Genomic DNA, 22431 nt, shown 5'->3' with positions numbered 1-22431 from the left:
CTCACCAGATTGAAGATCGCCGGCCTTTGGGGCCGGCGATTTGGTTTGAAGCAATGAATGATCGATACGAAGGTTCTTTTTTTGGCCGCCGGAAAGGCAAGCCGCTCACCCCGCGCCGGGAAGCACTAATGGCAGATGTTCTGCCGGAGCTTTCTCTGGATCTTACAACGCCGCCGCCTGCCGACTTGAAGGACCTCTTCAAGGCAAAGGTAGCATCTGTCTGTTTGGAGGTGGGCTTCGGCGGTGGTGAGCATTTGTTGCACCGGGCCCGGACCAATCCGGAAACCGGGTTCATAGGCATTGAGCCGTTTGTTGGAAGCATGGCAAAAGCCGTTGCTGCCGTGACGGATGAAAACCTGAAAAATGTCCGACTTTATGACGATGATGCAGTCAATGTTTTGGATTGGGTGCCGGAAGCTTCGCTCGATCTCGCCTACCAGCTTTATCCTGACCCCTGGCCAAAGAAGCGTCACTGGAAACGACGCTTCATCAATGCGCAAAATCTCGACCGGTACGCCCGCGCGTTGAAGTCTGGATCTGAATTTCGGTTTGCCAGCGACATCGACACCTACATTGATTGGACACTGCGTCATTGCCGCGATCATGCGGCTTTTGAATGGACTGCGGAAACGGCGTCTGACTGGAAAACCCCATGGGAGGCGTGGCCCGGTACGCGGTACGAAGCAAAGGCGATCCGAGAGGGCCGTATCGGCCGGTATCTGACCTTCGTGAGGCGGTGAAGCCGGCAACGGTGCGTCGTTCGAAGGTGGGGTGATTTCTTGGCGCAGGCAGACTCTTTTCCGGCATTCGCCCCAACCCCCTTGCCTTTGAGGGGGGTTTGGCGTTATACAGCCGGTGTTTCATCTCAAACGGCTTATATGAGCTCTTGAGGGTGGGCCCGCCGGGGACCCGCTCTTTTTTGCTTAACTCCATGCCGGAAACAAAATGCGATCTTGCCGGGCAGAGCCTGAGTTCATCTCAGAGTTTGATGCCCAAATGAAGAAAAACTGCCCTGAATCGGCAGAATGGAGCCGGGTATTGAGCGACAACGAACCGAGAATTGTCACCGAGCAAGGGCTTGATGCCCGCGTTGCGGCAATTGTGGAGCCGGTTATCGAAGACCTCGGCTATCGGCTCGTGCGCACCAGGATCAGCGCGGCAAACGGTTGCACGCTGCAGATCATGGCCGAGCGTCCCGATGGCACAATGACCGTGGACGATTGCGAAACAATTAGCCGGGCAGTTTCACCTGCGCTGGACGTAGAGGATCCGATCAATCGGGCCTATCACCTTGAGGTGTCGTCTCCCGGCATTGATCGGCCGCTCGTACGTGCCGGTGATTTTGACCGCTGGGCCGGTCATGAAATGAAGGTCGAGATGGATGTCATGCAAGACGGCCGCAAGCGGTTCCGTGGAACTCTCCTCGGCGTTGAAGGCGCATCGGCCAAAATGCGTTTGCCGGATGCTCCGGAAGGCGAGACGGATACGGTCCTGCTTCCGATGGAAGATATTGGCGAAGCCAAACTGGTCTTGACAGATGACTTGATTACGGCAGCTCTTCAGGCGGAAAAAGCGGCCTTGGCCGCACGCGGCGAGAGCGCCGATGAGTTGACACAGGATAACACGCCGAACTGAGCCTGAGCTCGTTGGCACTTTGATAAACGCGCCCGACCCGACCCTTGGCGCAAGAGGAGTGGATTATGGCAATCAGCGCAAACCGGCTTGAACTGCTGCAAATTGCGGACGCAGTTGCCCGGGAAAAGTCGATCGACCGGATGATCGTCATCAACGCTATGGAAGATGCCATCCAGAAAGCGGCCCGCTCGCGTTATGGCTCCGAAACGGAAGTACGCGCAGAGATCAATCCCAAAACCGGCGATATCCGTTTGCAGCGTCTGCTCCAGGTCGTGGAAGCCGTTGAGAATGTCTCCACCGAGATATCCCTGGATGATGCCAAGGCGCGCAATCCGGAAGCCGGCTTGGGTGACTTCATCGCTGAACCGCTGCCGCCGTTGGATTTCGGCCGGATTGCCGCCCAGTCTGCAAAGCAGGTCATCGTCCAAAAGGTTCGTGAAGCCGAGCGCGATCGTCAGTACGACGAATTCAAGGATCGTGTCGGCGAAGTCATCAACGGTGTCGTGAAGCGGGCCGAATACGGCAACGTTATTGTCGATCTCGGCCGGGGCGAAGGTATCGTTCGCCGCGATGAGTTGATCCCGCGTGAAATCTTCCGTACGGGCGATCGCATCCGGGCCATCATTTACGATGTGCGCCGCGAACAGCGGGGTCCGCAGATTTTCCTGTCCCGGACCCATCCGCAGTTCATGGCAAAGCTGTTTGCCCAGGAAGTTCCGGAAATCTATGACGGTGTCATCGAGATCAAATCCGTTGCCCGTGACCCTGGATCGCGCGCAAAGATCGCTGTGATCTCGAAAGACAGCTCCATCGATCCAGTTGGTGCGTGTGTGGGTATGCGGGGGTCTCGTGTCCAGGCTGTTGTCGGTGAGCTGCAGGGCGAGAAGATCGACATTATTCCGTGGAATGACGAAGCCGCGACCTTTATCGTCAATGCGTTGCAACCGGCTGAAGTTGCCAAGGTTGTGCTTGATGAAGACGCCGAGCGTATTGAAGTTGTCGTCCCGGATGACCAACTGTCTCTTGCGATCGGGCGCCGCGGTCAAAATGTGCGTCTGGCATCCCAGCTGACCGGCTGGGCGATCGACATTATGACAGAACAGGAAGAATCCGAGCGTCGCAGCAAGGAGTTCCAGGAGCGGTCTCAACTGTTCATGGAAGCCCTGAATGTGGACGAAATGGTCGGTCAGTTGTTGGCGACCGAAGGCTTCACTTCTGTCGAAGAGGTTGCCTACGTCGAGATCGAAGAGATCTCCATGATCGAAGGCTTTGACGACGACACGGCAGTAGAAATTCAGGCACGTGCCCGTGATTACCTGAACGAGCTGGAGGCAAAGCTCGATGAAGAGCGCATCGAACTCGGCGTTTCGGACGAGTTGCGCTCGATTGATGGCCTGACAAGCGCTATGCTGGTGGCCCTTGGTAAAGACGACATCAAGTCGATGGAAGACCTTGCCGGTTGCGCGGCCGACGATCTGGTTGGCTGGACCGAGCGCAAGGATGGCGAGACCAAGCGCTATGATGGTGCGCTCTCCGCTTATGATGTTTCCCGCGCTGATGCGGAAAACATGGTAATGGCAGCCCGTTTGGCTGCCGGCTGGGTGACCGAAGAAGAACTCGCTGCCCAAATGGCAGATGAGGAAGCGGAAGCGGAAGAGATCGAAGCTGAAGAGGAAGCCGTTGAGGAAGCACCGACCGGTGTGATCCTGAACGGGTAAGTCCGAAAGCTGGATTTGCGAGGCCTTGGGCCTCAAAAGAGCGGCAGTGCCTTGGTGAATACCGCTCGAACAAGACTGAAAGTGATCAACGCTATTTGTGTCGCGGCTAGAACCGCTGGCGCACAGTTGATCGAGAGGAGTGGCAGCGTGCCAAGGAAGAATGAACCAACCGAACGGCAATGTGCCGTTACCCGGGAGGTTCAGCCCGTCAGCTCGCTGATCCGGTTTGTGCTTGATCCAGAGGGTCAGGTTGTTCCGGATCTGAAAAGGGTTCTGCCGGGGCGCGGTGTGTGGGTAACAGCGTCGAGCGATGTCGTTTCTGTTGCCGAGAAAGACCGGAAGAAGGTGTTCGGCCGGGGCTTCAAGACAGAAGTCAACGTCGAGCCCGGATTGGCCGAGCGTGTTGATGCGCTCATGGAAAAGAATGCGCTTCAAGCGCTTTCCATGACGCGCAAGGCCGGCGAGCTGATCACCGGTTATTCGAAAGTTGACGCAGCCTTGCGGCAGGACAACGTCGCAGGACTGATCCATGCCTCGGATGCTGCAGAAGACGGGGTACGGAAGCTGGCGGCAGTGGCTGCTGGTAGAAATGAAGTAGCAAACGGGTGTCAATTCGTCCGTTTGTTCAATTCGGACCAATTGGATTTGGCATTGGGCCGGTCAAATGTGATACATGCTGCACTGCTTGCGGGGCAGGCCAGCGAAAATTTCTTGGCACGGGTACGTGACTTGGAGCAATTTCGCGGCTATTCCGTCGCAGACGACGAAAAGAGCAACGCATAGCAGGGCGGTTGCGCAGGACTGAAGGCAATATGAGCGATACGAAGAATCCAGGCGACAAGACAATCAGCGTTGAGCGTGGCAAAACGCTTGGCCTCAAGAGCGGTGGTGGCGATTCAGGAACGGTTCGCCAGTCCTTCTCGCATGGCCGGTCGAAAGCCGTCGTCGTGGAGAAAAAGCGCAAGCGTGTCGTTTTGCCGGGTCAGGAGCCGAAACCTGAAGCTCCGGCACCGGTTACGCAACGCCTCGACACACCTTCTGAAGTGCCGCCGCGCAAGCCGGACGCACCTGCGGCCCGCCAGGGACGCAAGCCGGGTGGCGGGCAGCGGCAAAAAGGCAATGGCAATGTGTTGCGCACGCTGACCCCTGAAGAGGCTAAAGCCCGTCAGGCAGCGTTGCTGATGGCCAAGGAACGTGAGGTCGAAGAAGCCAAGCTTCGCGAGGAAGAGGCCAAACGTCGCGCCGCCGCTGAAGCTCAGCGCAAGCTGGAAGAAGAAGCGCGCGCCAAGGCAGAGGCGGAAGAGCGCCAAAAACGCGAAGCTGAAGAAGCGCAAGCAGCTGCCGAGCAGGCAAAGGTTGCGGAAACGCCGAAAGCTGAAAAAGCTCTGGCCGATGCGCCTGCTGCAAAGGCAGCACCGGCTGCCAAGGCCGCGCCGGAAGAGCGTCCGGTTCAACGCCGCGAAGTGCGCAAAGCGCCGGGCCGCGACGACAGCAAACCGCGCAATCTGAATGACATGGGCCGCCGCAAGGCACCGGAAGCTTCGGCCAGCGCGAAACCGGAGGAGCGTCCGGCTGCGAGTGCTGATGATCGCGGAGCGGCCAACAAAAACCTGCGTGCGGTCAAACGGCCCAAAGCGGCTCCGGCTCCGGCTCCTGCCCGTCCGAAGGGCGGTGATGACCGGCGTCGTTCGAAGCTGACGATTTCGGCTGCGACCGGCGGCCACGACGGTCAGCGCACTCGGTCACTTGCTTCCATGCGCCGCCGCCAGGAGAAGGCGAAACGCGGTCAGCAGCAAGTCGTTCGCGAAAAAGTCATGCGTGAAGTCACCCTTCCGGAAGCGATCACTATTCAGGAACTCGCCAACCGTATGTCGGAGCGGGCCGTTGACGTGATCAAGCTTCTGATGAAGCAGGGCCAGATGCTCAAGATCAACGATGTAATCGATGCCGACACGGCTGAACTCATCGCTGAAGAAATGGGCCATACGGTTAAACGCGTTTCTGAAGCGGATGTTGAAGAAGGTCTCTTCTCTTCGGATGATGACGAGGGCACCTTGCAGCCGCGTCCGCCGGTCGTGACCATCATGGGTCACGTTGATCACGGTAAGACGTCGCTTCTGGATGCGGTCCGTAAGGCCAAAGTGGCAACCGGTGAAGCAGGTGGTATTACCCAGCACATCGGTGCCTATCAGGTCGAACAGGACGGCAACAAGATCACCTTCATCGATACTCCGGGCCACGCGGCGTTCAGCCAGATGCGTGCCCGCGGTGCGAAGTCGACTGACATTGTGATCCTGGTGGTCGCCGCCGATGATGGCGTGATGCCGCAGACCAAGGAAGCGATCGCGCACGCCAAGGCCGCGGATGTTCCGATCATCATCGCCATAAACAAGATGGACAAGCCGGATGCCGATCCGAACCGGGTTCGTACCGAGCTTCTAAGTGAAGAAATCGTTACGGAATCTATGGGCGGCGACGTCATTGACGTTGAGGTCTCGGCCAAATCCGGTCAGAACCTCGACAAGCTTCTGGAAATGATCCTGTTGCAGTCCGAAGTTCTCGAACTTCAGGCCAACCCGGACCGGACCGCAGAAGGCATCGTCATCGAAGCACAGCTTGACCGTGGCCGTGGTCCGGTTGCGACTGTCCTTGTGCAGAAGGGTACTCTCAAGCCGGGCGACATTTTGGTTGCCGGGTCCGAGTGGGGCCGTGTTCGTGCAATGCTTGATGAAAACGGCAAACAGGTGAAGGAAGCAGGCCCGGCGAAGCCGGTTGAAGTCCTCGGCTTCCAGGGAACACCGGCTGCCGGTGACATGGTCGCAGTGGTTGAAAACGAAGCTCGTGCCCGTGAGATCACCGACTACCGTCAGCGCCAGATCCGCGAAAAGGCATCTGTCGTTGCATCCGGTTCACGTGGCTCTCTCGAGCAGATGATGAACCGTCTGCAGGAAACTGGTCGCAAGGAGTTCCCGCTGGTTCTCAAGGCCGACGTGCAGGGGTCCGCGGAAGCCATCGCACATGCGTTGAACGAACTTGGGACCGACGAAGTTGGTGCACGCATCCTGTTGTCCGGCGTGGGCGGCATCACGGAAAGCGACATCACGCTGGCTGCCGCTTCCAAGGCGCCAATCCTTGGCTTCAACGTGCGTGCCAACAAGCAGGCCCGTGAAGCGGCTCAGCGCGACGGCATCGAGATCCGCTACTACAATGTGATCTATGATCTCGTTGACGACATCAAGGCAGCCATGTCCGGTCTTCTGTCTCCAGAGCGCCGCGAGACCTTCCTTGGCAATGCGGAGATCAAAGAGATCTTCCACATCTCCAAGGTCGGCAAGGTAGCAGGCTGTCTGGTTACCGAAGGTGTTGTGGAGCGCGGTGCGCAAGTCCGCCTCATCCGCGACGACGTGGTTATCCACGAAGGCGAGCTGGGCACACTCAAGCGCTTCAAGGACGAGGTCAAGTCTGTCGAATCCGGTCAGGAATGCGGCATGAACTTCACCAAGTACCAGGACATGCGTCCAGGCGACGTGATCGAGTGTTTCCGGGTGGAGCACATCAAGCGCTCGCTCTGATCGCCGGTTAAAGATTGGCAGAGATGCGCGCCGGCGGGACCTGAAGGTCACGCCGGCGCCCTTGCATTTGGAGCCTGGACGGCTCGTTAGGATTTGAAATGGCGAAACATTCTGGGCAGGACAGTCAGGGACCATCGCAGCGCCAGTTGAAGGTGGGCGAAACGGTGCGCAAAGAATTGTCCGATATTCTGACCCGCGGGCGTATGTCTGATCCGGATCTGGATGGTGTCATCATCACCATTCCCGAAGTGCGGATGACGCCGGATCTGCGTCTGGCAACATGTCTCGTCATGCCCTTGGGCGGTGTGAATGCTGAAAAGGTCGAAAAGGCACTTAATCGCAGCGCCAAATACCTGCGTGGTCAGGTGTCGCGCCGGCTGACGATGAAATACATGCCGGACTTGCGCTTTGTGCTCGACACCCGGTTTGATGATGACGACCGGATCGAAACTCTGCTGCATTCACCGGAAGTTGCCCGGGATTTGGATGGCCCACAGGAAGATCAGTGAATTGCTCAGAAAGCCCATGGGGTGTCACTTTCGGTAGTGGTGTCTCTGAGAGGGTGGACAGGCGCGTTACGAACAAGAAGAAAAAATGGCCCGCAAACAGCAATTCAAAAGAAAAAAGAACACGATCAATGGTTGGCTGGTGCTGGATAAGCCCTATGGCATCACCTCCAACGAAGCTCTCGGCAAGATCAAGCGGATCTTTTCACCGCAAAAGGTCGGTCATGCCGGAACTCTTGATCCACGGGCATCTGGCCTGTTGCCGGTCGCCTTCGGCGAAGCAACGAAGACTGTTCCATTTGTGATGGATGGGCGCAAGGTCTACCGGTTCGAGGTGACCTGGGGCTCAGAAACCAACACCGACGACACCGAAGGCGAGGTCGTTGCGACGTCGGATGTGCGTCCGGATGCTGACGCGATCAAAGCCGTACTCCCGGAATTCATCGGCGAAATCATGCAGGTTCCGCCGAAGTTTTCCGCGATCAAGGTCGCAGGCGAGCGGGCCTATGATCTCGCCCGTGACGGTGAAGAGGTCGAATTGGAAGCACGGCCGATTGATATGCACCGGCTGGACCTCGCAGAATGTCCGGATGAAAACCGCGCCGTTTTTGAAGCGGAGTGCGGTAAAGGCACCTATGTGCGGGCGCTGGCTCGGGACATCGGCCGGCGTCTTGGCACACGCGGCCATGTGACAGAACTGCGCCGTTTGCTGGTGGGGCCATTCGGCGAAGAGGATCTGATCGAGCTCGACGAAATCCTTCAGATGGCAGAAGAGCTTGAAGAAGGTGCGGGTGTCGATGACCTGGTCGAAGAATTTGTCTTGCCGGTACGGGAGGCGATGGATGAGTTGGTCGAAGTCACTGTCTCGGATGATGATGCCGCCAAGATCAAAAAGGGCATGGCTGTGCTCCTGCGTGGCCGGGACGCCCCGCTGAACTGTGATGTCGCCTTTGCCAGCCACGCGAGCGTTCCCGTCGCCATCGGCGCGATTGAGAAGGGCCGTTTTCAGCCGAGCCGGGTGTTTCATCTCTGAATCTAAACTTGCGATCCCTACCTGACGTTTTGAGCCAGCCGTGGCATGATCCCCAGATCCAATCGGCAACGACTGGGCAGGGGGCATTATGAAGCGTGGGCGGAAGGTCTTTTCTGACAATGGTGGACGGGCAACGCGGCGCCATATCCTGAAAACAGGCGCTGTCGTTGCACTGTCTGCGCCCTTTTTGAGTGCAAGTGCTGCGACAGCCCAGAATGACGACTTCGATGTCATTGTGATTGGGGCGGGCATCGCAGGTCTTGCCGCTGCCCGGCGCCTCAAGGACCTTGGATACGCGGTTGTTGTCCTGGAGGCGGCGTCTGCCATCGGTGGGCGGATCCGGACAGACTGGTCTTTGGGTGCGCCATTTGAGGTCGGTGCCGGCTGGATCCACAGGCCCGACGGAAACCCGGTTTCAAAATTGGCAGGTGCGATCGCCGCGCCGACGTACGTGACCTCAGACGAAAGCTATCAGGTCTTTGCCCAAGATGGCGCTGCTGTTTCGAGATCCACGATCAACTCCAAATATCGTGACCTGATGCGCCTCTACAAGCGCGTTGACGACACCTTTGACAATGATCAGCCGCTGTCTGAGGCGATCCGCCGTGTCTCCAAGGATAGCCTGAAGGATCCGGTGCTGCGGTGGATGATGAGTGCCTACACAGAGTTCTCGACCGGTGGTCCGATTGAAAAACTGTCCGCCTACTATTTCGACGAGGACGATGAATATGACGGGGCGGATGTGATTCTGACCAGGGGGTATGACCAGATCCCGAAGAGCCTTGCGGACGGTCTGGATATTCGTTTGGACACGGTTGTCGAATCGATTGAATACGAAGAAGGCGATGGCGCAGCGGTCTACACGTCAAAGGGAACATTCGAATCCTATTTCGTGATCTGTACCGTGCCCCTTGGAGTTCTCAAGAAAGGAACGATCGCGTTTGACCCGCCCCTTCCCAAAGCGCATCAGAAAAGCATCAACGAAATTGGCTTTGGGAGTGTCACCAAACTGGCGCTGAAGTTTGAGCAGCCATTTTGGCCCGAAGATGTACAGTATATCGGGTACATGAGCGAACCAAAGGGGCGCTGGAACTATTTTCTCAATTACCGCACCTTCAGCCCTGAAAACATTCTGCTGGGGGTGAGCGTTGGTGATTATCCGTTCGTTGCCGAGGCAATGAGCGATCCCGATATGATCGCAGATTGCATGGGTGCGCTCCGGGAAATGTTCGGCGAAGGCATTCCCGAACCCATCAATCATCTGGCAACCCGCTGGTCAGAGGACCCGCATACGTACGGCGCGTATTCCTATTCGGCCGTCGGAAACACGCCAGCCGATTTTGACCGTTTTGCAACGCCCGTTGCCAACACCATCCTGTTTGCCGGTGAGCACACGACCTTCGATTTTCATGCCACGACCCACGGCGCATACCTGACCGGACTCGCAGCTGCAAACCTGATCGAAGACGAATTGGCGGAATAGCAAGCGGACCGACCGGGCCACCCGCGAGCTCAACGACCGCACCAGGCTGGAGAATGGGCGACCCGACATGAGAATCTTCTGGATTTTCTCGAGGTTTTCCGCCATATTCCGCCGCCATTGGGCATTGAGGCTCAATTCGTCCTTTAAGAACCTTTGCTGACCGACATCTCGGCTCTGGCGATTTCAGGATCAGGCCGGTCTTCCGGCAGTTCAACGCGCCCGGTCAACGGGCCATTTCTCTTCGAAAGGACAAGAGCGATGTCGATCACTGCAGAGCGCAAAGCTGAGCTCATGAAAGAATTCGCCACCAAAGAAGGCGACACCGGTTCTCCGGAAGTCCAGGTTGCGATCCTCACCGAGCGTATCAACAACCTGACCGAACACTTCAAAGAGCATGGCAAGGACAACCACTCCCGCCGCGGTCTTTTGAAGATGGTTGCCTCACGCCGGTCCCTTCTGGACTACACGCGTGGCAAAAGCGAAGAGCGTTACAAGTCGCTGATCGAGCGTCTTGGCATTCGCCGCTAAGGCTTGTTTCAGACTTGATCAACGCGGTGGGCTTGCCTGCCGCGTTTTTCTTTTTACCAAAGGGCTTTTTGTTGAGTTCCTAAGGCCTTTGAGTGTTTCCCTTTTGGCAGCAAACGCTCTATAGAAACCTCGTGACATGTCATGGGGCAGGATTGCCAGCGTCTTTTCGATTTCATTGAAAAGATACTTGCCGTCTTGCCCATGACCTGTCCGCCGGTAACCGGCCCATCCGGGGCCGACCGGGAATGTGTTTGCCCCAGATGGATCGCTGAGGAATAGCGACGGGGTAAACAGTCTATGTTAAGGACAGATGATGTTTGATATTCATCGTGTAGAAGTTGACTGGGGCGGACGTCCGCTCATTCTTGAAACGGGTAAGGTTGCCCGTCAGGCTGATGGGTCCGTTATGGCGACCTACGGCGAAACCAAGGTCCTTGCGACCGTTGTATCCGCAAAGGAACCGAAGCCGGGCCAGGATTTCTTCCCGCTCACCGTAAACTACCAGGAAAAGGCATTCGCCGCCGGTAAGATCCCGGGTGGCTACTTCAAGCGCGAAGGCCGTCCGTCTGAGCACGAGACCCTGACATCCCGCTTGATCGACCGCCCGATCCGTCCGCTGTTTGCTGACGGTTACAAGAACGACACCCAGGTCGTGATCACCGTGCTGTCGCATGACATGGAAAATGCACCGGACATCCTGGCGATGGTTGCAGCTTCTGCTGCCTTGACCCTTTCTGGCGTTCCGTTCATGGGCCCGATTGGCGGCGCACGCGTTGGTTATATCAACGGCGAATATGTTCTGAACCCGCTGGTCGACGACATGCCGGAATCCGCTCTGGATCTGGTTGTCGCAGGGACCTCCGATGCGGTTCTGATGGTTGAGTCCGAAGCCAAGGAACTTGACGAAGAGACCATGCTCGGCGCCGTCATGTTCGGCCACAAGGGCTTCCAGACTGTCATCGACGCGATCATCAAGCTGGCTGAAGCTGGTGCGAAAGAGCCGCGCGAATTTACAGCGGCCGACCATTCCGAACTGTTTGGCAAGGTCAAGGCAATCGCGGCTGACGATCTCGCTGCAGCTTACAAGATCACAGCAAAAACCGAGCGCAAGAACGCGGTTGATGCGGCCAAGGCAAAGGTTGTCGAAGCCCTGATCACCAACGCTGCCGAAGGCGAAGCTGTTGAAGGCAACGTTCTCGGCGAACAGTTCAAGAAGCTGGAAGCTGAAATCGTTCGCGGGGGCATCCTGGACACCGGCACCCGTATCGACGGCCGTGACCTGTCTACCGTCCGCCAGATTTCGTCTGAAGTCGGCATCCTGCCGCGTGCACACGGGTCTTCTCTCTTCACCCGCGGTGAAACACAGGGCCTCGTTGTTGCGACCCTCGGCACCGGCGAAGATGAGCAGTTCATCGATCTTCTGGAAGGCACCGTGAAGTCCCACTTCATGCTGCACTACAACTTCCCGCCATATTCTGTTGGTGAAACCGGCCGCATGGGCTCCCCGGGACGCCGCGAAATCGGTCATGGCAAGCTGGCGTGGCGCGCAATCAACCCGATGCTTCCGGCGCATCATGAGTTCCCGTACACCCTGCGGGTTGTCTCCGAGATCACCGAATCCAACGGATCGTCCTCAATGGCAACCGTTTGCGGCACCTCCCTGTCGCTGATGGATGCAGGCGTTCCGCTGAAGTCACCGGTTGCCGGTATCGCCATGGGTCTGATCAAGGAAGGCGATCGTTTCGCAGTCCTGTCCGACATCCTGGGTGATGAAGATCACCTCGGTGACATGGACTTCAAGGTGGCTGGTTCTGCGAACGGCATCACCGCGCTGCAGATGGACATCAAGATCGACGGTATCACCGAAGAGATCATGAAGGTCGCTCTGGAGCAGGCCAAGGGCGGCCGGATCCATATCCTCGGCGAAATGGCAAATGCCATCACCGAAGCACGCTCCGAGCTTGGTGAGCATGCCCCGCGCATCGAAATGATGAAAATTCCGGTCGATAAGATCCGTGAAGTCATCGGTTCGGGCGGCAAGGTCATCCGTGAAATCGTTGAAAAGACCGGCGCAAAGGTCAACATCGAAGACGACGGCACCGTTAAGATCGCTTCGTCCGATGGCAAGGCCATCAAGGCAGCGGTCAACTGGATCAACTCCATCGCGGCTGAGCCGGAAGTTGGCGTGATCTACGAAGGCACTGTTGTGAAGTGCGTTGACTTCGGCGCATTCGTCAACTTCTTCGGCGCGAAAGACGGCCTGGTTCACATCTCCCAGCTGGCTCCGAAGAAAGTCGGCAAGGTTACCGATGTGGTCAAGGAAGGCGACAAGGTCTGGGTCAAGCTCATGGGCTTTGATGAGCGCGGCAAAGTCCGCCTGTCCATGAAGGTTGTTGACCAGGAAACCGGTCAGGAAATCCCGAAAGACGCCGAATAAGCTTCAAAAACTTCTTTGATAGAAAACGCAGGTGCCAGTCGGTACCTGCGTTTTTTTGCGCCCCAAGCGGACAAGTCTACGTGTTGACGTGGGTCTAACTGACCTTCAACTGCAGTTCGTTCTTAAACGGTTCTTCAGCCAGGAATTGGAAAAATTCCTCTCTCGGCATTGGTTTGCCGAAGTAAAAGCCCTGAATCAGACGGCACCCCATGCGCATCAAAACGGTGTTCTGTTTGCGGGTCTCTACGCCCTCACAGACCACACCGATCGACAACGCATTTGCCATGGTCACAATTGCATTGACCAGCGCCTGGTCGTTTATGTCGGTCTCAATATCCTTAATGAAGGAGCGGTCGATTTTGAGGGTGTCGATCGGCAGTCGCTTGAGATAGCTCAAGGACGAGTATCCAGTCCCGAAATCATCAAGTGACAGTTTGATGCCCAGGGTCTTGATAGCCATCATGATGGCAACCGGATCGATTTGGCTGTCATCAAACATAACGCTCTCAGTGATCTCCAGTGTCAGCTGGTCAGGCCGCATTCCCGCGTTGTCGACAGTGGATTTCACGAGGTCAACAAAGCCGTCTTCCCGGCATTGGCGGGGCGATATGTTTACCCCGATACTCTGAAGATTGTGTCCGCGCGCCCGGCAATCCGAAAAGAATGCGCAGGCCTTTTTCAGAACAAGCTTTCCAAGAGGGACAATCAAGCCCGTTTCTTCAGCTACGGGAATGAACTCTCCCGGCGACACAAAGCCGAGTTCAGGATCGGTCCATCGTGCGAGGGCTTCGCAACCAGACACAGTACCAGTGGCGCAGTTGATAATCGGTTGGATATAGATCTCAATCGCGTCATTCTCGATGGCTTTTCGAAGAGCGGATTCGAGCAACAGTGCCCGCGTCATTCGATCATTCGTTTGCTTTGAGAAGAACCGGAAAGCATTGCCGCCATCGGTCTTCGTTTGGCGCATGGCGGATTCGGCCTGTTTCAAAAGCGCGATATCTGTAAAGCCGTCCAGCGGAAATACAGAAATGCCGATACTGGCTGTCAAAACCACATCCTGCCCGTTGCCGACATCAATTCTTTTGGAAACAGCGCCTAAAATTCTCTGGGCGACCCCTTCTGTCTCCCAGTCATCTTCGGTGTCAGTCAGGAGCACGGCAAACTCATCACCGCCAAGGCGTGATACGGTATTGCTGGGGTCAACGGTTTCCCGAATACGATTTCCAACCTCACGCAGGATCGGATCGCCGAGATCATGGCCATGGAGGTCATTCACTGTCTTGAATCTGTCTAAATCGACAACGAGTACCGCGCCGGCCTTTTCTGTCCTTTCTCCGTGGACAAGACTTTGGCGCAGCCGGTCCAGAAAGAGATTACGGTTCGGAAGACCGGTGAGCGCATCATAGTTCGCATGCTGCTCTATGAGCCGTTCCTGTTCCTTGCGCTCCGTGATGTCTGTGATCGTGCTGTGAATAGCGGTGACGCCGTTCCAAGTCGTCATACGAACATGTTGCTCGAGCCAAACCGTGTCTCCGGACTTTGACCGTCCGAACACTTCATACACAGCAGGCGCCAATCCGCCCTCTTGCCGAACCCTTCGGTAGGTTCGCAGGCGCTCATGTTCTTGGGGAGCATAGATATCCCATATCGAGTGACCAATCAGTCTGTCCGCATCACCTGGTTCGTATCCCAGGATTTTGAGCAACGCATCATTGACGTAAAGGATCTTTGCATCGGAATGGATCACAATCCCTTGCAGCGATCCATCGATAAGGTCGCGAAACTGGGCATTGGTCTTTTGAACGGCGTCAAAAGCGCTGTCAAAAAGTGCGCCCAGACGGTTGTATTCCGCAATCCGGCCGGGTTCGAACGTTGCATCCGACCCTTTCCCAACCCGTCCGCCAGCATAACTCACAAGAGCGTTCAGATTTGCGGCGGTAAACTGATTGATCAGGAACACGGCTGAAAACGATGCAATTCCGATGTAGAGGAGAAACGGAAAGAAGATATCCGCATATGTGGTTTCTATGTTTTCGACGATGTCGCTTTTGGATTGCGTGATAATCTTTATCGGGTCTGTACCAATTTCGCCCAGGAGAACAGCGCTGGATGTCAGTGTGCCGTCATGAAGGCGGAATGCCCGCCCGCCGAGCTCATCAAGCGTGTTCGAGAGTTCTTCATTATTGGCAAACTTGCCGTAAGAGGCCAGCGAAGCGGTCCCGGAGATGATCGCAATATCTCCTGTGCCTAGGACACTTGAGAGGTTGTCGAGAAGCGCGTAAGCGTCGTTGATAAGGGTTCCACCGATAAGCCGGGCAATGACACGACCGGTTTCAGGATCCACCACTGGTATGGAGATAACCGTGAGGTTCGTTGCGGGTTCGGTGCTGTCGTCGCTGTAGAAGCGCCAAACATCTGGTGGCATCGTTCTCAGAGTTTGTCCCGGTAGCACGGAGCCGACGTTAACAAGGGCGAGACTGGAGTTCAGCCATCCCATCTGTCGTTCATGATCGAGTATAAGCACGTCAGGGACGACAGCCGATGCATTTTGGCCGACGACCTCCATGATCCGCGCAGCTTTCCCGGCATCGTAATCAATGACTGACTGAATGAAATCATCATTCAGGGCAATCGTACGCAGCTGGCTTTCGATGTCCTTCAAATAGGACTCGAATACCAAAGTCGTGAGCGACTGTTCGCGCTTTGCGTTGCGTTCAGCTTCCAACTCAGCGACGGACAAACTACCAAGGTAAGTGATGCCAAAAAGCGCAACAGCAGTTGCCATGAGGCCGACCACAAACAGACCCCCGACCAACCAGCTGAACTTCACACCTTTTGTCTTCATTTTGAGTACCGGAAGGCCCGCGCCTTCAGTTCTTGAATATCGTCAGCGGAGTGATCTTTGGTGACAAGCGCAAACTCACCGGAGAACACCACTGGGATCTGGTCACTGTTTCCTGTCTGGTCCAACACGATCGCCTCTGCCATGGCGACACCGTTGTCATCGTTCATCCGCATTACTGTGACATCCAGCTTTCCTTCAAGAATGGCATCCAGTTCGGCGGCGCCTCCACCCCATCCGTTGGTCATGACGGTCCTCTCGTTGCCGCTTGCTGCGATGGCGTCCATGACCCCGAGAGCGATGTCAGTTGAGCACGCATAGATGAACGATAGGTTTTGATGTTCTTGAAGAATGCTTTCTGTCGCCTGCCGCGATTTTTCCCGGTCATACCCAACGTAGTAGGAGGCCTTGAGGTTCATGGCTTCCGGATCTGAATAAGCCTGCAAGAAAGTGTTGCCCCGTGCCCGGCTGACGTATCCGCGAGGCCCGAACAGAATTGCGAAGTTCTGTTTTTGGCCGAGCTTGGTCTTGTAGTAGTCGATGAGAAGCTGGGTACCGGCCACATGATCGAAACCGACGTAAAGAAAGGGCTGCCGTTCTCTCCAAACTTTCAGTGGCGTCGTAATGTTTTGAAGGATAACTTTAGGTCTTCCTCGGGCAATGAGACGTTGAACGATCGGCTTGTGGCGTAGAACGTCCAGAGTGAAAACCAGATAATCCGGATTGCTCGCCAGAGCCTGCGTGATCAACGCTGCCTGGCCGCCCGCATCCGATGAGGATCCGGAAAAATAAGATTCGATCCTGTGAGGGAGGCCAATATCGTCCATCCGCGCTTCAAACGACGCGAGACTGCGGCGCCAGTAATCTGAAACCTGGCTGCCGGGATAAATGATTGCGACTTTAACCGGATTGACTTCAGTTTGCAGCGCGATCGCCGGCGCCGAGACGCGCTGCGCAAAGCCTTCTGCAACAGACCGTTGTTTTTTATTCAGCGCGGTAAATTCGGTGAGCGACCAGAATTCGTCCAAGCTCGTGTCTTGAGCTGGAGCTGCCTTCATATATGCAAGGCTCAGAACTACAGAGACTGCCAAAGACTTAAGTAACGACCTTCGGATGGCTTTGCGCAAAATTTTGAATTGGCTCATAACGAAACCACTCGACAGAAATACTGAGCCGAAACAATTGGCATTCATTGTGATTGTGGTTTGATATGATGCAATCAAAATAGCCGCTTTTTGTTGTTGTGTCTGATCACTTTATCGAAACGCTATTAAAAGAGGTCAAACAAATACTTAATTAAACGAATTATTGTTTGTTTTTATCATGGCAATTTAGGTGATTTTGGAGTCGATCGGTTAATTACGGTTTGGCTCTGTTTTCGTCTCCAATTATGGACCAGACATCGCAACTCCTGTGTTTGTTGCGCTTGCATCAGACATTTGCCTGCAGTTACGAACCTGCTATACCGCTGCCATCTTTGAAGGGAACAAGGTATGGGTTCAATGCGCTTGGTCGTGGTTGGTGCAGGTGGCCGGATGGGGCGGGCCTTGACCCGGGCCGTCACAGATGCTGCGGGAGCAGACGTGGTTGCGGCCATTGAGCAAGAAGGATCGCCATTCCTAGGTCAGGATGTTGGGGAGCTTGCCAGCGTCGGCGCTTTGAATGTCCCTGTAACCGACGATCCGTTGTCTGCATTTGCGAAAGCCGACGGGGTCTTGGATTTTACAGCGCCGAAAGCGAGCATTTGGTTTGCTGAGTTGGCGGCCCAGGCGCGGATCGTTCATGTGATCGGAACGACTGGTTGGACACCGGACGAGGAAACACCTCTTCGCGCCGCCGCAAGGCACGCACGGATTATCAAATCCGGCAACATGAGCCTTGGCGTGAACTTGCTGGCGAGCCTTGTGCGCAAGGCGGCAGCGGCATTGGACACAGACTTTGATATCGAAGTTCTGGAGATGCACCACAAGCACAAGGTCGATGCGCCTTCCGGTACGGCTTTGCTTCTCGGCGAAGCGGCCGCGGAAGGCCGCGGCATCGATCTTCAGACACACTCTGTTCGCAGCCGCGACGGCATTATGGATCCGCGCAGGACAGGCGATATTGGTTTTGCGACCCTTCGGGGCGGATCGGTCATCGGAGAGCACTCCGTGATTCTCGCCGGTGAAGGGGAGCGGATCGAGCTGACGCACCGAGCTGAAGACCGGCAGCTGTTTGCACGCGGGGCGGTCAAGGCGGCTCTGTGGGGCTTCGACCAAAAACCCGGATTTTACTCCATGGCCGACGTGCTCGGCCTGGACACCTGATCAACTCAAGATGATCCACGCAAGGAGATCGGCATGGAACGCCTGCTAGTGCTCGTCCGCCACGGACAGAGCGAATGGAACCTTAAAAACCTGTTCACAGGTTGGAAAGACCCGGGCCTGACCGACCAGGGCGTTGCCGAAGCGCATAAGGCGGGCGAGCAGCTTCGGGATCTGAAACTGAATTTCGACCTGGCCTTTACGTCGGTGTTGTCCCGTGCCCAAAAAACGCTCGGGATTATTCTCGATGAGCTTGACCAAACCGGCCTTGAAACTTTCAAGGATCAGGCTCTGAACGAGCGTGACTATGGCGATTTGACCGGTATGAACAAAGATGAGGCCCGGGAAAAGTTCGGCGAGGAACAGGTTCACATCTGGCGCCGGTCTTATGACATTCCTCCCCCAGGCGGCGAGAGCCTCAAAATGACCGCTGAACGTGTTCTGCCGTACTACAAAGCCGAGATATTGCCGCGCGTCCTGTCTGGCAAGCGCACGATCGTTGCAGCCCACGGCAATTCGCTGCGGTCGCTCATCATGGAATTGGAAGGGCTGAGCCCGGAAGAAATCCTCAAACGGGAACTCGGGACCGGAACGCCGATTATCTATCGCCTTGATGAGGACGGAAAAGTCATCAGCGTCCAGGATCTGGCCGCCTGAGAACTACAAAACTTACGAGAAAAGGCGGCCGGTAGGCCGCCCTTTTTGCTTAGACTTCAAACCCGCTTTGCGCAACGAGGTTTTTCAGCGGCCGTTCCGGACGGGCGCCGACATGCTTGATGACACTGGACGCGCAAATGCAGCCGAGTTCAGCTGCGTTGGTGAGCGAGTAATCTTTAGCAAGGCCAAACAGGAAGCCGGAGGCAAAGAGATCGCCGGCGCCGGTCAGATCAACGACATTGTCAACCTGCTGGGCCGGAACCTTGACGATCTCCTCAGATGTGATGATCATCGCGCCTTCCTTGCCAAGTGTCAGAGCGGTCATGGCACCGCTCTGGCGGGCTGCAGAGACCGCTGTATCCAGGTCGCCGGTCTGATAGAGCGCCTTGATTTCATGCTCATTGGCGAACATCAGGTCAACAACACCGTCTGACAGCAGGCCTTTAAATTCATCCCGGTAGCGGTCGACACAGAAGGAGTCAGACAGGGTTATTGCAACCTTGCGGTCATGTTTGTGTGCGATTTCGGCAGCGGCAAGAAACGCCTTTTTCGCTTCTTCCGGATCCCACAAATAACCTTCCATGTAGGTGACTGCGGAAGCGGCCACAACATCTTCATCAACGTCTACCGGGCTGAATTCCGTGCATGCACCGAGATAGGTGTTCATTGTGCGCTCGCCGTCCGGCGTGATCAGAATCATTGACCGTGCGGTGGGCTTCCATTCACGAAGGCGGGGAGTGTTGAAGTAGACACCGGTGCCGTTCATGTCGTGATAGTAGCTGTCACCGAGCTCGTCTTCGGCCACCTTGCCGAAATAAGCCGGACGGCCTCCGAGAGACGCAATTCCAGCCGCCGTGTTGCCTGCGCTGCCGCCGGAGATGCGGACCGTTTGGCCCATCTTGTTGAACAGGGCCACAGCTTCATCTGTCTCGATGAGCCGCATGGACCCTTTGACCAGGCCCTCCTGGAGAAGAAAGTCTTCCTCGACATGGGCAAATACATCACAAATAGCATTGCCGATGCACAGGGCATCAAAACGAATTTCGGTCATTGGGTCCTCTAAGGGTCCTGAAAGAATGGGCGTCGCCCTTAAGATTGCGGATTGGGTCTTAAGGCCCGGTTAGCTTCCGGTTCACGAATTTTGTCGCGGAACGGGCTTGCCCGGTAAACTCCAACGATTTTCAGCTCCGCGCAGAAGAAAGCGAGCTCTTCCAAGGCCAGCGCAACATGCGGATCGTTGGGGTGCCCTTCGATGTCGGCGTAGAACATGGACGCGAAGAACTGTCCCTCCAACTGGTAGGATTCCAGCTTGGTCATGTTCACATTGTTCGTCGCAAAGCCGCCGAGTGCCTTGTACAGAGCAGCCGGCACGTTGCGGACCCGGAAAATGAAGGTGCTGATCACCGGTTGGCCGTTGTGGGCTGCCTCCATCTTGTCGCGGGACAGGATCACAAACCGCGTGGTGTTGTGTGCCTCGTCTTCCACGTCCTCACGCAGGATGTCGAGACCGTAGATATCGGCGGCCATCCGTGGGGCGAGTGCTGCATGGGTGGGATCGCCCAGCTCCGCAATCTGACGAGCCGAGCCAGCGGTGTCAGCGCCAACAACGGCGTTCAAACCCAGTTCCCGAATGATGTTCCGGCATTGCCCAAGCGCATGGACGTGGCTTTGTACCGTTGTAAGGTTTTCAACCTTGGTCCCTTTTGGAGCCATCAACTGGAACCTAATCGGCATGAAGTACTCGCCGATGATGTGCAAATTGGAGCCAGGCAGAAGATGGTGAATGTCCGCGACACGGCCCGCGACCGAGTTCTCGATCGGGATCATTGCCAAATCGGCTTTACCATCCGCCATTGCCGAAAAACAGTCTTCAAACGTCGCGCAGGGAATGGCTTCATAATCGGGATAAACGTCACGGCAGGCCATATGGGAATTGGCGCCGGTTTCGCCCTGGAAGACGATTTTTTTCGCATTGCTCATTGATGTGTCCAGCTTTGGTGCGGCGTTTTATAAGGATTGATAGGCTGTTCGAGCCCGTTCTAGATCTTCAGGTGTGTTCACGTCCATAGGAGCCGAGGCGATCTCCGATACATCAATGCGCATACCGGCCTCGAGCGCGCGCAATTGTTCCAGTTTCTCGCGCTTTTCTAGTGGGGACGGCGACAGCGACACAAAACGCGCCAGTGCGGCACGGCGATAGGCATAGATGCCGATGTGCTGATATAGCGGCCCATCGCCGTCAGGTGCCGTTGCACGGGTAAAATATAGTGCACGGTGATGGCCATGCCCATTTGGTGTTGTGACTGCTTTGACGAAGTTCGGGTCGTCGCGGAACCGTTCATCCCGGATTTCGGTCATGATGGTGCCAATGTCTACCCCTGGGACCGAAAGGGGCGCGAAGGCGGCTCGAATCGCTTCAGGCTCAATCAGAGGTACATCGCCCTGAACATTCAAAACAGTGTCGTACTGCTGGTCGGGGTCCAAGGTCTGCGCAGCTTCAAAGATGCGGTCCGAACCAGATTCATGATCGTCCCGGGTCATGACTGCGGTTCCACCATGATCCCGGACCGCCTCTGCGATACTCGTGTCGTCAGTCGCAACGGCGACGGGTCCGATATCTGCGTTGAGGGCCTGCTCCAGAACACGCACAATCATTGGTTTCCCGCAAATATCCGCCAGTGGCTTCCGAGGCAGACGTGTTGCGGCCAACCGGGCCGGAACAATAACGATGGCAGAGCTCAATCCAGTCTCCTTTGGCGCGATTTTGAGCCGGAAAACTGTGATTTTCCGGGGGCGCGTCCGAATGTCGTACACGTTGCCCTTTTAAAGCTATGGACAGCGAGGTCAAAAAATTTGTAGGTTCCGGCAAAATTCGAGGAGCTGATAGGGTTCGTGACCTCAAGTTACGGGCTCGGACGCGTATGAGCTTGGAGCCGGAGAGAATGGATTCCTTCACGCTGAACAAGGCCGCAGGTGCGGTTCTTATGGTGCTTATTCTGACCATGGGTCTGGGAATTGTGTCTGACATAATTTTCAAGCCGACGATCCCGGGCAAGCCGGGTTATGAAATCGTCGTCGCATCTGCTGAAGATTCAACGTCAGTGGTTACTCCGGAGCCGGATGTTGTGCCGATTGGCGAGTTGCTCATGGCTGCTGCTGCCAGCGATGGTGAGAAAGCTGCCAAGAAATGTGCAGCCTGTCATACGTTTGAACAGGGCGGCGCGAACAAGGTCGGTCCGAACCTTTGGGAGATCGTTGGGCGGAAGCCAGGTGGCCTGGATGGCGTCAACTACTCCAGCGCAATGGTTGCCTATGGCGAGGAAAATCCGGAGTGGACCTACGAGGGTCTCTACAACTTCCTGGCATCCCCGAAGAACTACATTTCTGGAACGTCCATGGGCTTCGCAGGTATCCGCAAGTCTGAAGAACGGGCTGACCTGATTGCCTACATGCGCGAACAGGCTGCTACGCCGCAGCCGCTGCCTGGAGAGTAATACCGGGTAACAACTGCTGAGATGCAGAAATATTTTTAGAAAGCCGGGCCTGTGTCCGGCTTTTTTATTGGTATTTGAAGAAAATTAATGTTTGTGACGTTACGTAGTTTCTGAGTCATATTGTCAGGAACGACAATCCGACTGGATTGGACAAGCATGAACGCGGTGCGTCAATTCTTTGTACATGGGAATGGAGCCTGGGTTGCTTCGCTCACAGCGG

18 protein-coding genes are annotated in these 22431 nt (G+C 56.0%); 13 read left to right on the top strand and 5 right to left on the bottom strand.

The annotated features are described in order from the left end of the window. Window positions 1-53 precede the first annotated feature (53 nt). From trmB to pnp, 10 genes are all read left to right on the top strand, one after another. A complete protein-coding gene (trmB, locus tag ACQY4Z_RS10785; RefSeq protein ID WP_428529116.1) occupies window positions 54-740 on the top strand; it encodes a tRNA (guanine(46)-N(7))-methyltransferase TrmB in 687 nt (228 codons plus the stop codon). Between the two features lie 298 nt (window positions 741-1038). After that, the gene (gene rimP, locus ACQY4Z_RS10780) at window positions 1039-1635 is read left to right on the top strand and encodes a ribosome maturation factor RimP (RefSeq protein WP_428529114.1); all 597 of its coding nucleotides are present in this window, start codon (window positions 1039-1041) and stop codon (window positions 1633-1635) included. A gap of 65 nt (window positions 1636-1700) precedes the next feature. Then, window positions 1701-3353, top strand: a complete 1653-nt coding sequence (gene nusA / locus ACQY4Z_RS10775) for a transcription termination factor NusA (RefSeq protein ID WP_428529112.1) — start codon at window positions 1701-1703, stop codon at window positions 3351-3353. Window positions 3354-3500: 147 nt separating this feature from the next. Then, window positions 3501-4136, top strand: coding sequence for an RNA-binding protein (locus tag ACQY4Z_RS10770; RefSeq protein ID WP_428529110.1), 636 nt, complete (start codon window positions 3501-3503; stop codon window positions 4134-4136). Window positions 4137-4165: 29 nt separating this feature from the next. Then, window positions 4166-6925, top strand: coding sequence for a translation initiation factor IF-2 (gene infB / locus ACQY4Z_RS10765; RefSeq protein ID WP_428529108.1), 2760 nt, complete (start codon window positions 4166-4168; stop codon window positions 6923-6925). Window positions 6926-7023: 98 nt separating this feature from the next. Continuing rightward, window positions 7024-7434 carry a 30S ribosome-binding factor RbfA gene (gene rbfA, locus ACQY4Z_RS10760; RefSeq protein WP_428529106.1) on the top strand — a complete coding sequence of 137 codons (411 nt, stop codon included), beginning with the start codon at window positions 7024-7026 and terminating at the stop codon, window positions 7432-7434. Between the two features lie 85 nt (window positions 7435-7519). Beyond that, complete coding sequence (gene truB / locus ACQY4Z_RS10755; RefSeq protein WP_428529104.1) at window positions 7520-8464, top strand: tRNA pseudouridine(55) synthase TruB; 945 nt, start codon at window positions 7520-7522, stop codon at window positions 8462-8464. An 88-nt stretch (window positions 8465-8552) separates the two neighbouring features. Beyond that, on the top strand, window positions 8553-9947 hold the full coding sequence (locus ACQY4Z_RS10750; protein ID WP_428529102.1) for a flavin monoamine oxidase family protein: 1395 nt from the start codon (window positions 8553-8555) through the stop codon (window positions 9945-9947). A gap of 258 nt (window positions 9948-10205) precedes the next feature. Next, window positions 10206-10475: a 30S ribosomal protein S15 gene (gene rpsO, locus ACQY4Z_RS10745; RefSeq protein ID WP_420412523.1), complete on the top strand. Its 270-nt coding sequence runs from the start codon at window positions 10206-10208 to the stop codon at window positions 10473-10475. 313 nt (window positions 10476-10788) lie between these two features. Then, entirely contained in the window at window positions 10789-12912 is a 2124-nt protein-coding gene (pnp, locus tag ACQY4Z_RS10740; protein ID WP_428529099.1) for a polyribonucleotide nucleotidyltransferase, read from the top strand. A gap of 94 nt (window positions 12913-13006) precedes the next feature. On the opposite strand, the gene ACQY4Z_RS10735 is transcribed toward pnp, so the two are convergent. Beyond that, a complete protein-coding gene (locus ACQY4Z_RS10735; protein WP_428529097.1) occupies window positions 13007-15760 on the bottom strand; it encodes an EAL domain-containing protein in 2754 nt (917 codons plus the stop codon). Beyond that, window positions 15757-16815 carry a substrate-binding domain-containing protein gene (locus tag ACQY4Z_RS10730; protein WP_428529095.1) on the bottom strand — a complete coding sequence of 353 codons (1059 nt, stop codon included), beginning with the start codon at window positions 16813-16815 and terminating at the stop codon, window positions 15757-15759. The genes ACQY4Z_RS10735 and ACQY4Z_RS10730 overlap by 4 nt, the downstream gene beginning before the upstream one ends. Before the next feature lie 435 nt (window positions 16816-17250). Between ACQY4Z_RS10730 and dapB the strand changes: the two genes are divergently transcribed. Then, window positions 17251-18063 (top strand): 4-hydroxy-tetrahydrodipicolinate reductase, encoded by an 813-nt coding sequence (gene dapB, locus ACQY4Z_RS10725; RefSeq protein WP_428529093.1) that lies wholly within the window; start codon window positions 17251-17253, stop codon window positions 18061-18063. A gap of 33 nt (window positions 18064-18096) precedes the next feature. Beyond that, the gene (locus ACQY4Z_RS10720) at window positions 18097-18717 is read left to right on the top strand and encodes a 2,3-bisphosphoglycerate-dependent phosphoglycerate mutase (RefSeq protein ID WP_428529091.1); all 621 of its coding nucleotides are present in this window, start codon (window positions 18097-18099) and stop codon (window positions 18715-18717) included. Between the two features lie 49 nt (window positions 18718-18766). On the opposite strand, the gene ACQY4Z_RS10715 is transcribed toward ACQY4Z_RS10720, so the two are convergent. Genes ACQY4Z_RS10715 through ACQY4Z_RS10705 form a run of 3 tightly spaced genes read right to left on the bottom strand, consistent with a single transcriptional unit; the run spans window position 18767 to window position 21459 of the window. After that, a complete protein-coding gene (locus ACQY4Z_RS10715; protein ID WP_428529089.1) occupies window positions 18767-19768 on the bottom strand; it encodes an adenosine kinase in 1002 nt (333 codons plus the stop codon). A gap of 38 nt (window positions 19769-19806) precedes the next feature. Further along, window positions 19807-20697, bottom strand: coding sequence for a prephenate dehydratase (locus ACQY4Z_RS10710; protein ID WP_209172097.1), 891 nt, complete (start codon window positions 20695-20697; stop codon window positions 19807-19809). A 27-nt stretch (window positions 20698-20724) separates the two neighbouring features. Beyond that, a complete protein-coding gene (locus ACQY4Z_RS10705) occupies window positions 20725-21459 on the bottom strand; it encodes a 3-deoxy-manno-octulosonate cytidylyltransferase (protein WP_428529087.1) in 735 nt (244 codons plus the stop codon). Window positions 21460-21659: 200 nt separating this feature from the next. Between ACQY4Z_RS10705 and ACQY4Z_RS10700 the strand changes: the two genes are divergently transcribed. Further along, window positions 21660-22211, top strand: a complete 552-nt coding sequence (locus ACQY4Z_RS10700; RefSeq protein ID WP_428529085.1) for a c-type cytochrome — start codon at window positions 21660-21662, stop codon at window positions 22209-22211. Window positions 22212-22431 lie beyond the last annotated feature (220 nt).

Origin of the sequence: Roseibium sp., from assembly GCF_965276855.1 — a bacterium.
In the GTDB taxonomy this organism is placed as follows: Bacteria; Pseudomonadota; Alphaproteobacteria; order Rhizobiales; family Stappiaceae; genus Roseibium.
This window is presented reverse-complemented; position numbering and strand designations above follow the sequence as displayed.

What these genes read in the sequence shown, in the direction of transcription:
- trmB (WP_428529116.1), top strand. Translation starts at nt 54, where the DNA reads ATGAATGATCGATACGAAGGTTCTTTTTTTGGCCGCCGGAAAGGCAAG.
- ACQY4Z_RS10715 (WP_428529089.1), bottom strand. Translation starts at nt 19,768, where the DNA reads ATGACCGAAATTCGTTTTGATGCCCTGTGCATCGGCAATGCTATTTGT.
- infB (WP_428529108.1), top strand. Translation starts at nt 4,166, where the DNA reads ATGAGCGATACGAAGAATCCAGGCGACAAGACAATCAGCGTTGAGCGT.
- pnp (WP_428529099.1), top strand. Translation starts at nt 10,789, where the DNA reads ATGTTTGATATTCATCGTGTAGAAGTTGACTGGGGCGGACGTCCGCTC.
- ACQY4Z_RS10735 (WP_428529097.1), bottom strand. Translation starts at nt 15,760, where the DNA reads ATGAAGACAAAAGGTGTGAAGTTCAGCTGGTTGGTCGGGGGTCTGTTT.
- ACQY4Z_RS10750 (WP_428529102.1), top strand. Translation starts at nt 8,553, where the DNA reads ATGAAGCGTGGGCGGAAGGTCTTTTCTGACAATGGTGGACGGGCAACG.
- ACQY4Z_RS10730 (WP_428529095.1), bottom strand. Translation starts at nt 16,815, where the DNA reads ATGAAGGCAGCTCCAGCTCAAGACACGAGCTTGGACGAATTCTGGTCG.
- ACQY4Z_RS10720 (WP_428529091.1), top strand. Translation starts at nt 18,097, where the DNA reads ATGGAACGCCTGCTAGTGCTCGTCCGCCACGGACAGAGCGAATGGAAC.
- rbfA (WP_428529106.1), top strand. Translation starts at nt 7,024, where the DNA reads ATGGCGAAACATTCTGGGCAGGACAGTCAGGGACCATCGCAGCGCCAG.
- rpsO (WP_420412523.1), top strand. Translation starts at nt 10,206, where the DNA reads ATGTCGATCACTGCAGAGCGCAAAGCTGAGCTCATGAAAGAATTCGCC.
- truB (WP_428529104.1), top strand. Translation starts at nt 7,520, where the DNA reads ATGGCCCGCAAACAGCAATTCAAAAGAAAAAAGAACACGATCAATGGT.
- dapB (WP_428529093.1), top strand. Translation starts at nt 17,251, where the DNA reads ATGGGTTCAATGCGCTTGGTCGTGGTTGGTGCAGGTGGCCGGATGGGG.
- nusA (WP_428529112.1), top strand. Translation starts at nt 1,701, where the DNA reads ATGGCAATCAGCGCAAACCGGCTTGAACTGCTGCAAATTGCGGACGCA.
- ACQY4Z_RS10710 (WP_209172097.1), bottom strand. Translation starts at nt 20,697, where the DNA reads ATGAGCAATGCGAAAAAAATCGTCTTCCAGGGCGAAACCGGCGCCAAT.
- ACQY4Z_RS10700 (WP_428529085.1), top strand. Translation starts at nt 21,660, where the DNA reads ATGGATTCCTTCACGCTGAACAAGGCCGCAGGTGCGGTTCTTATGGTG.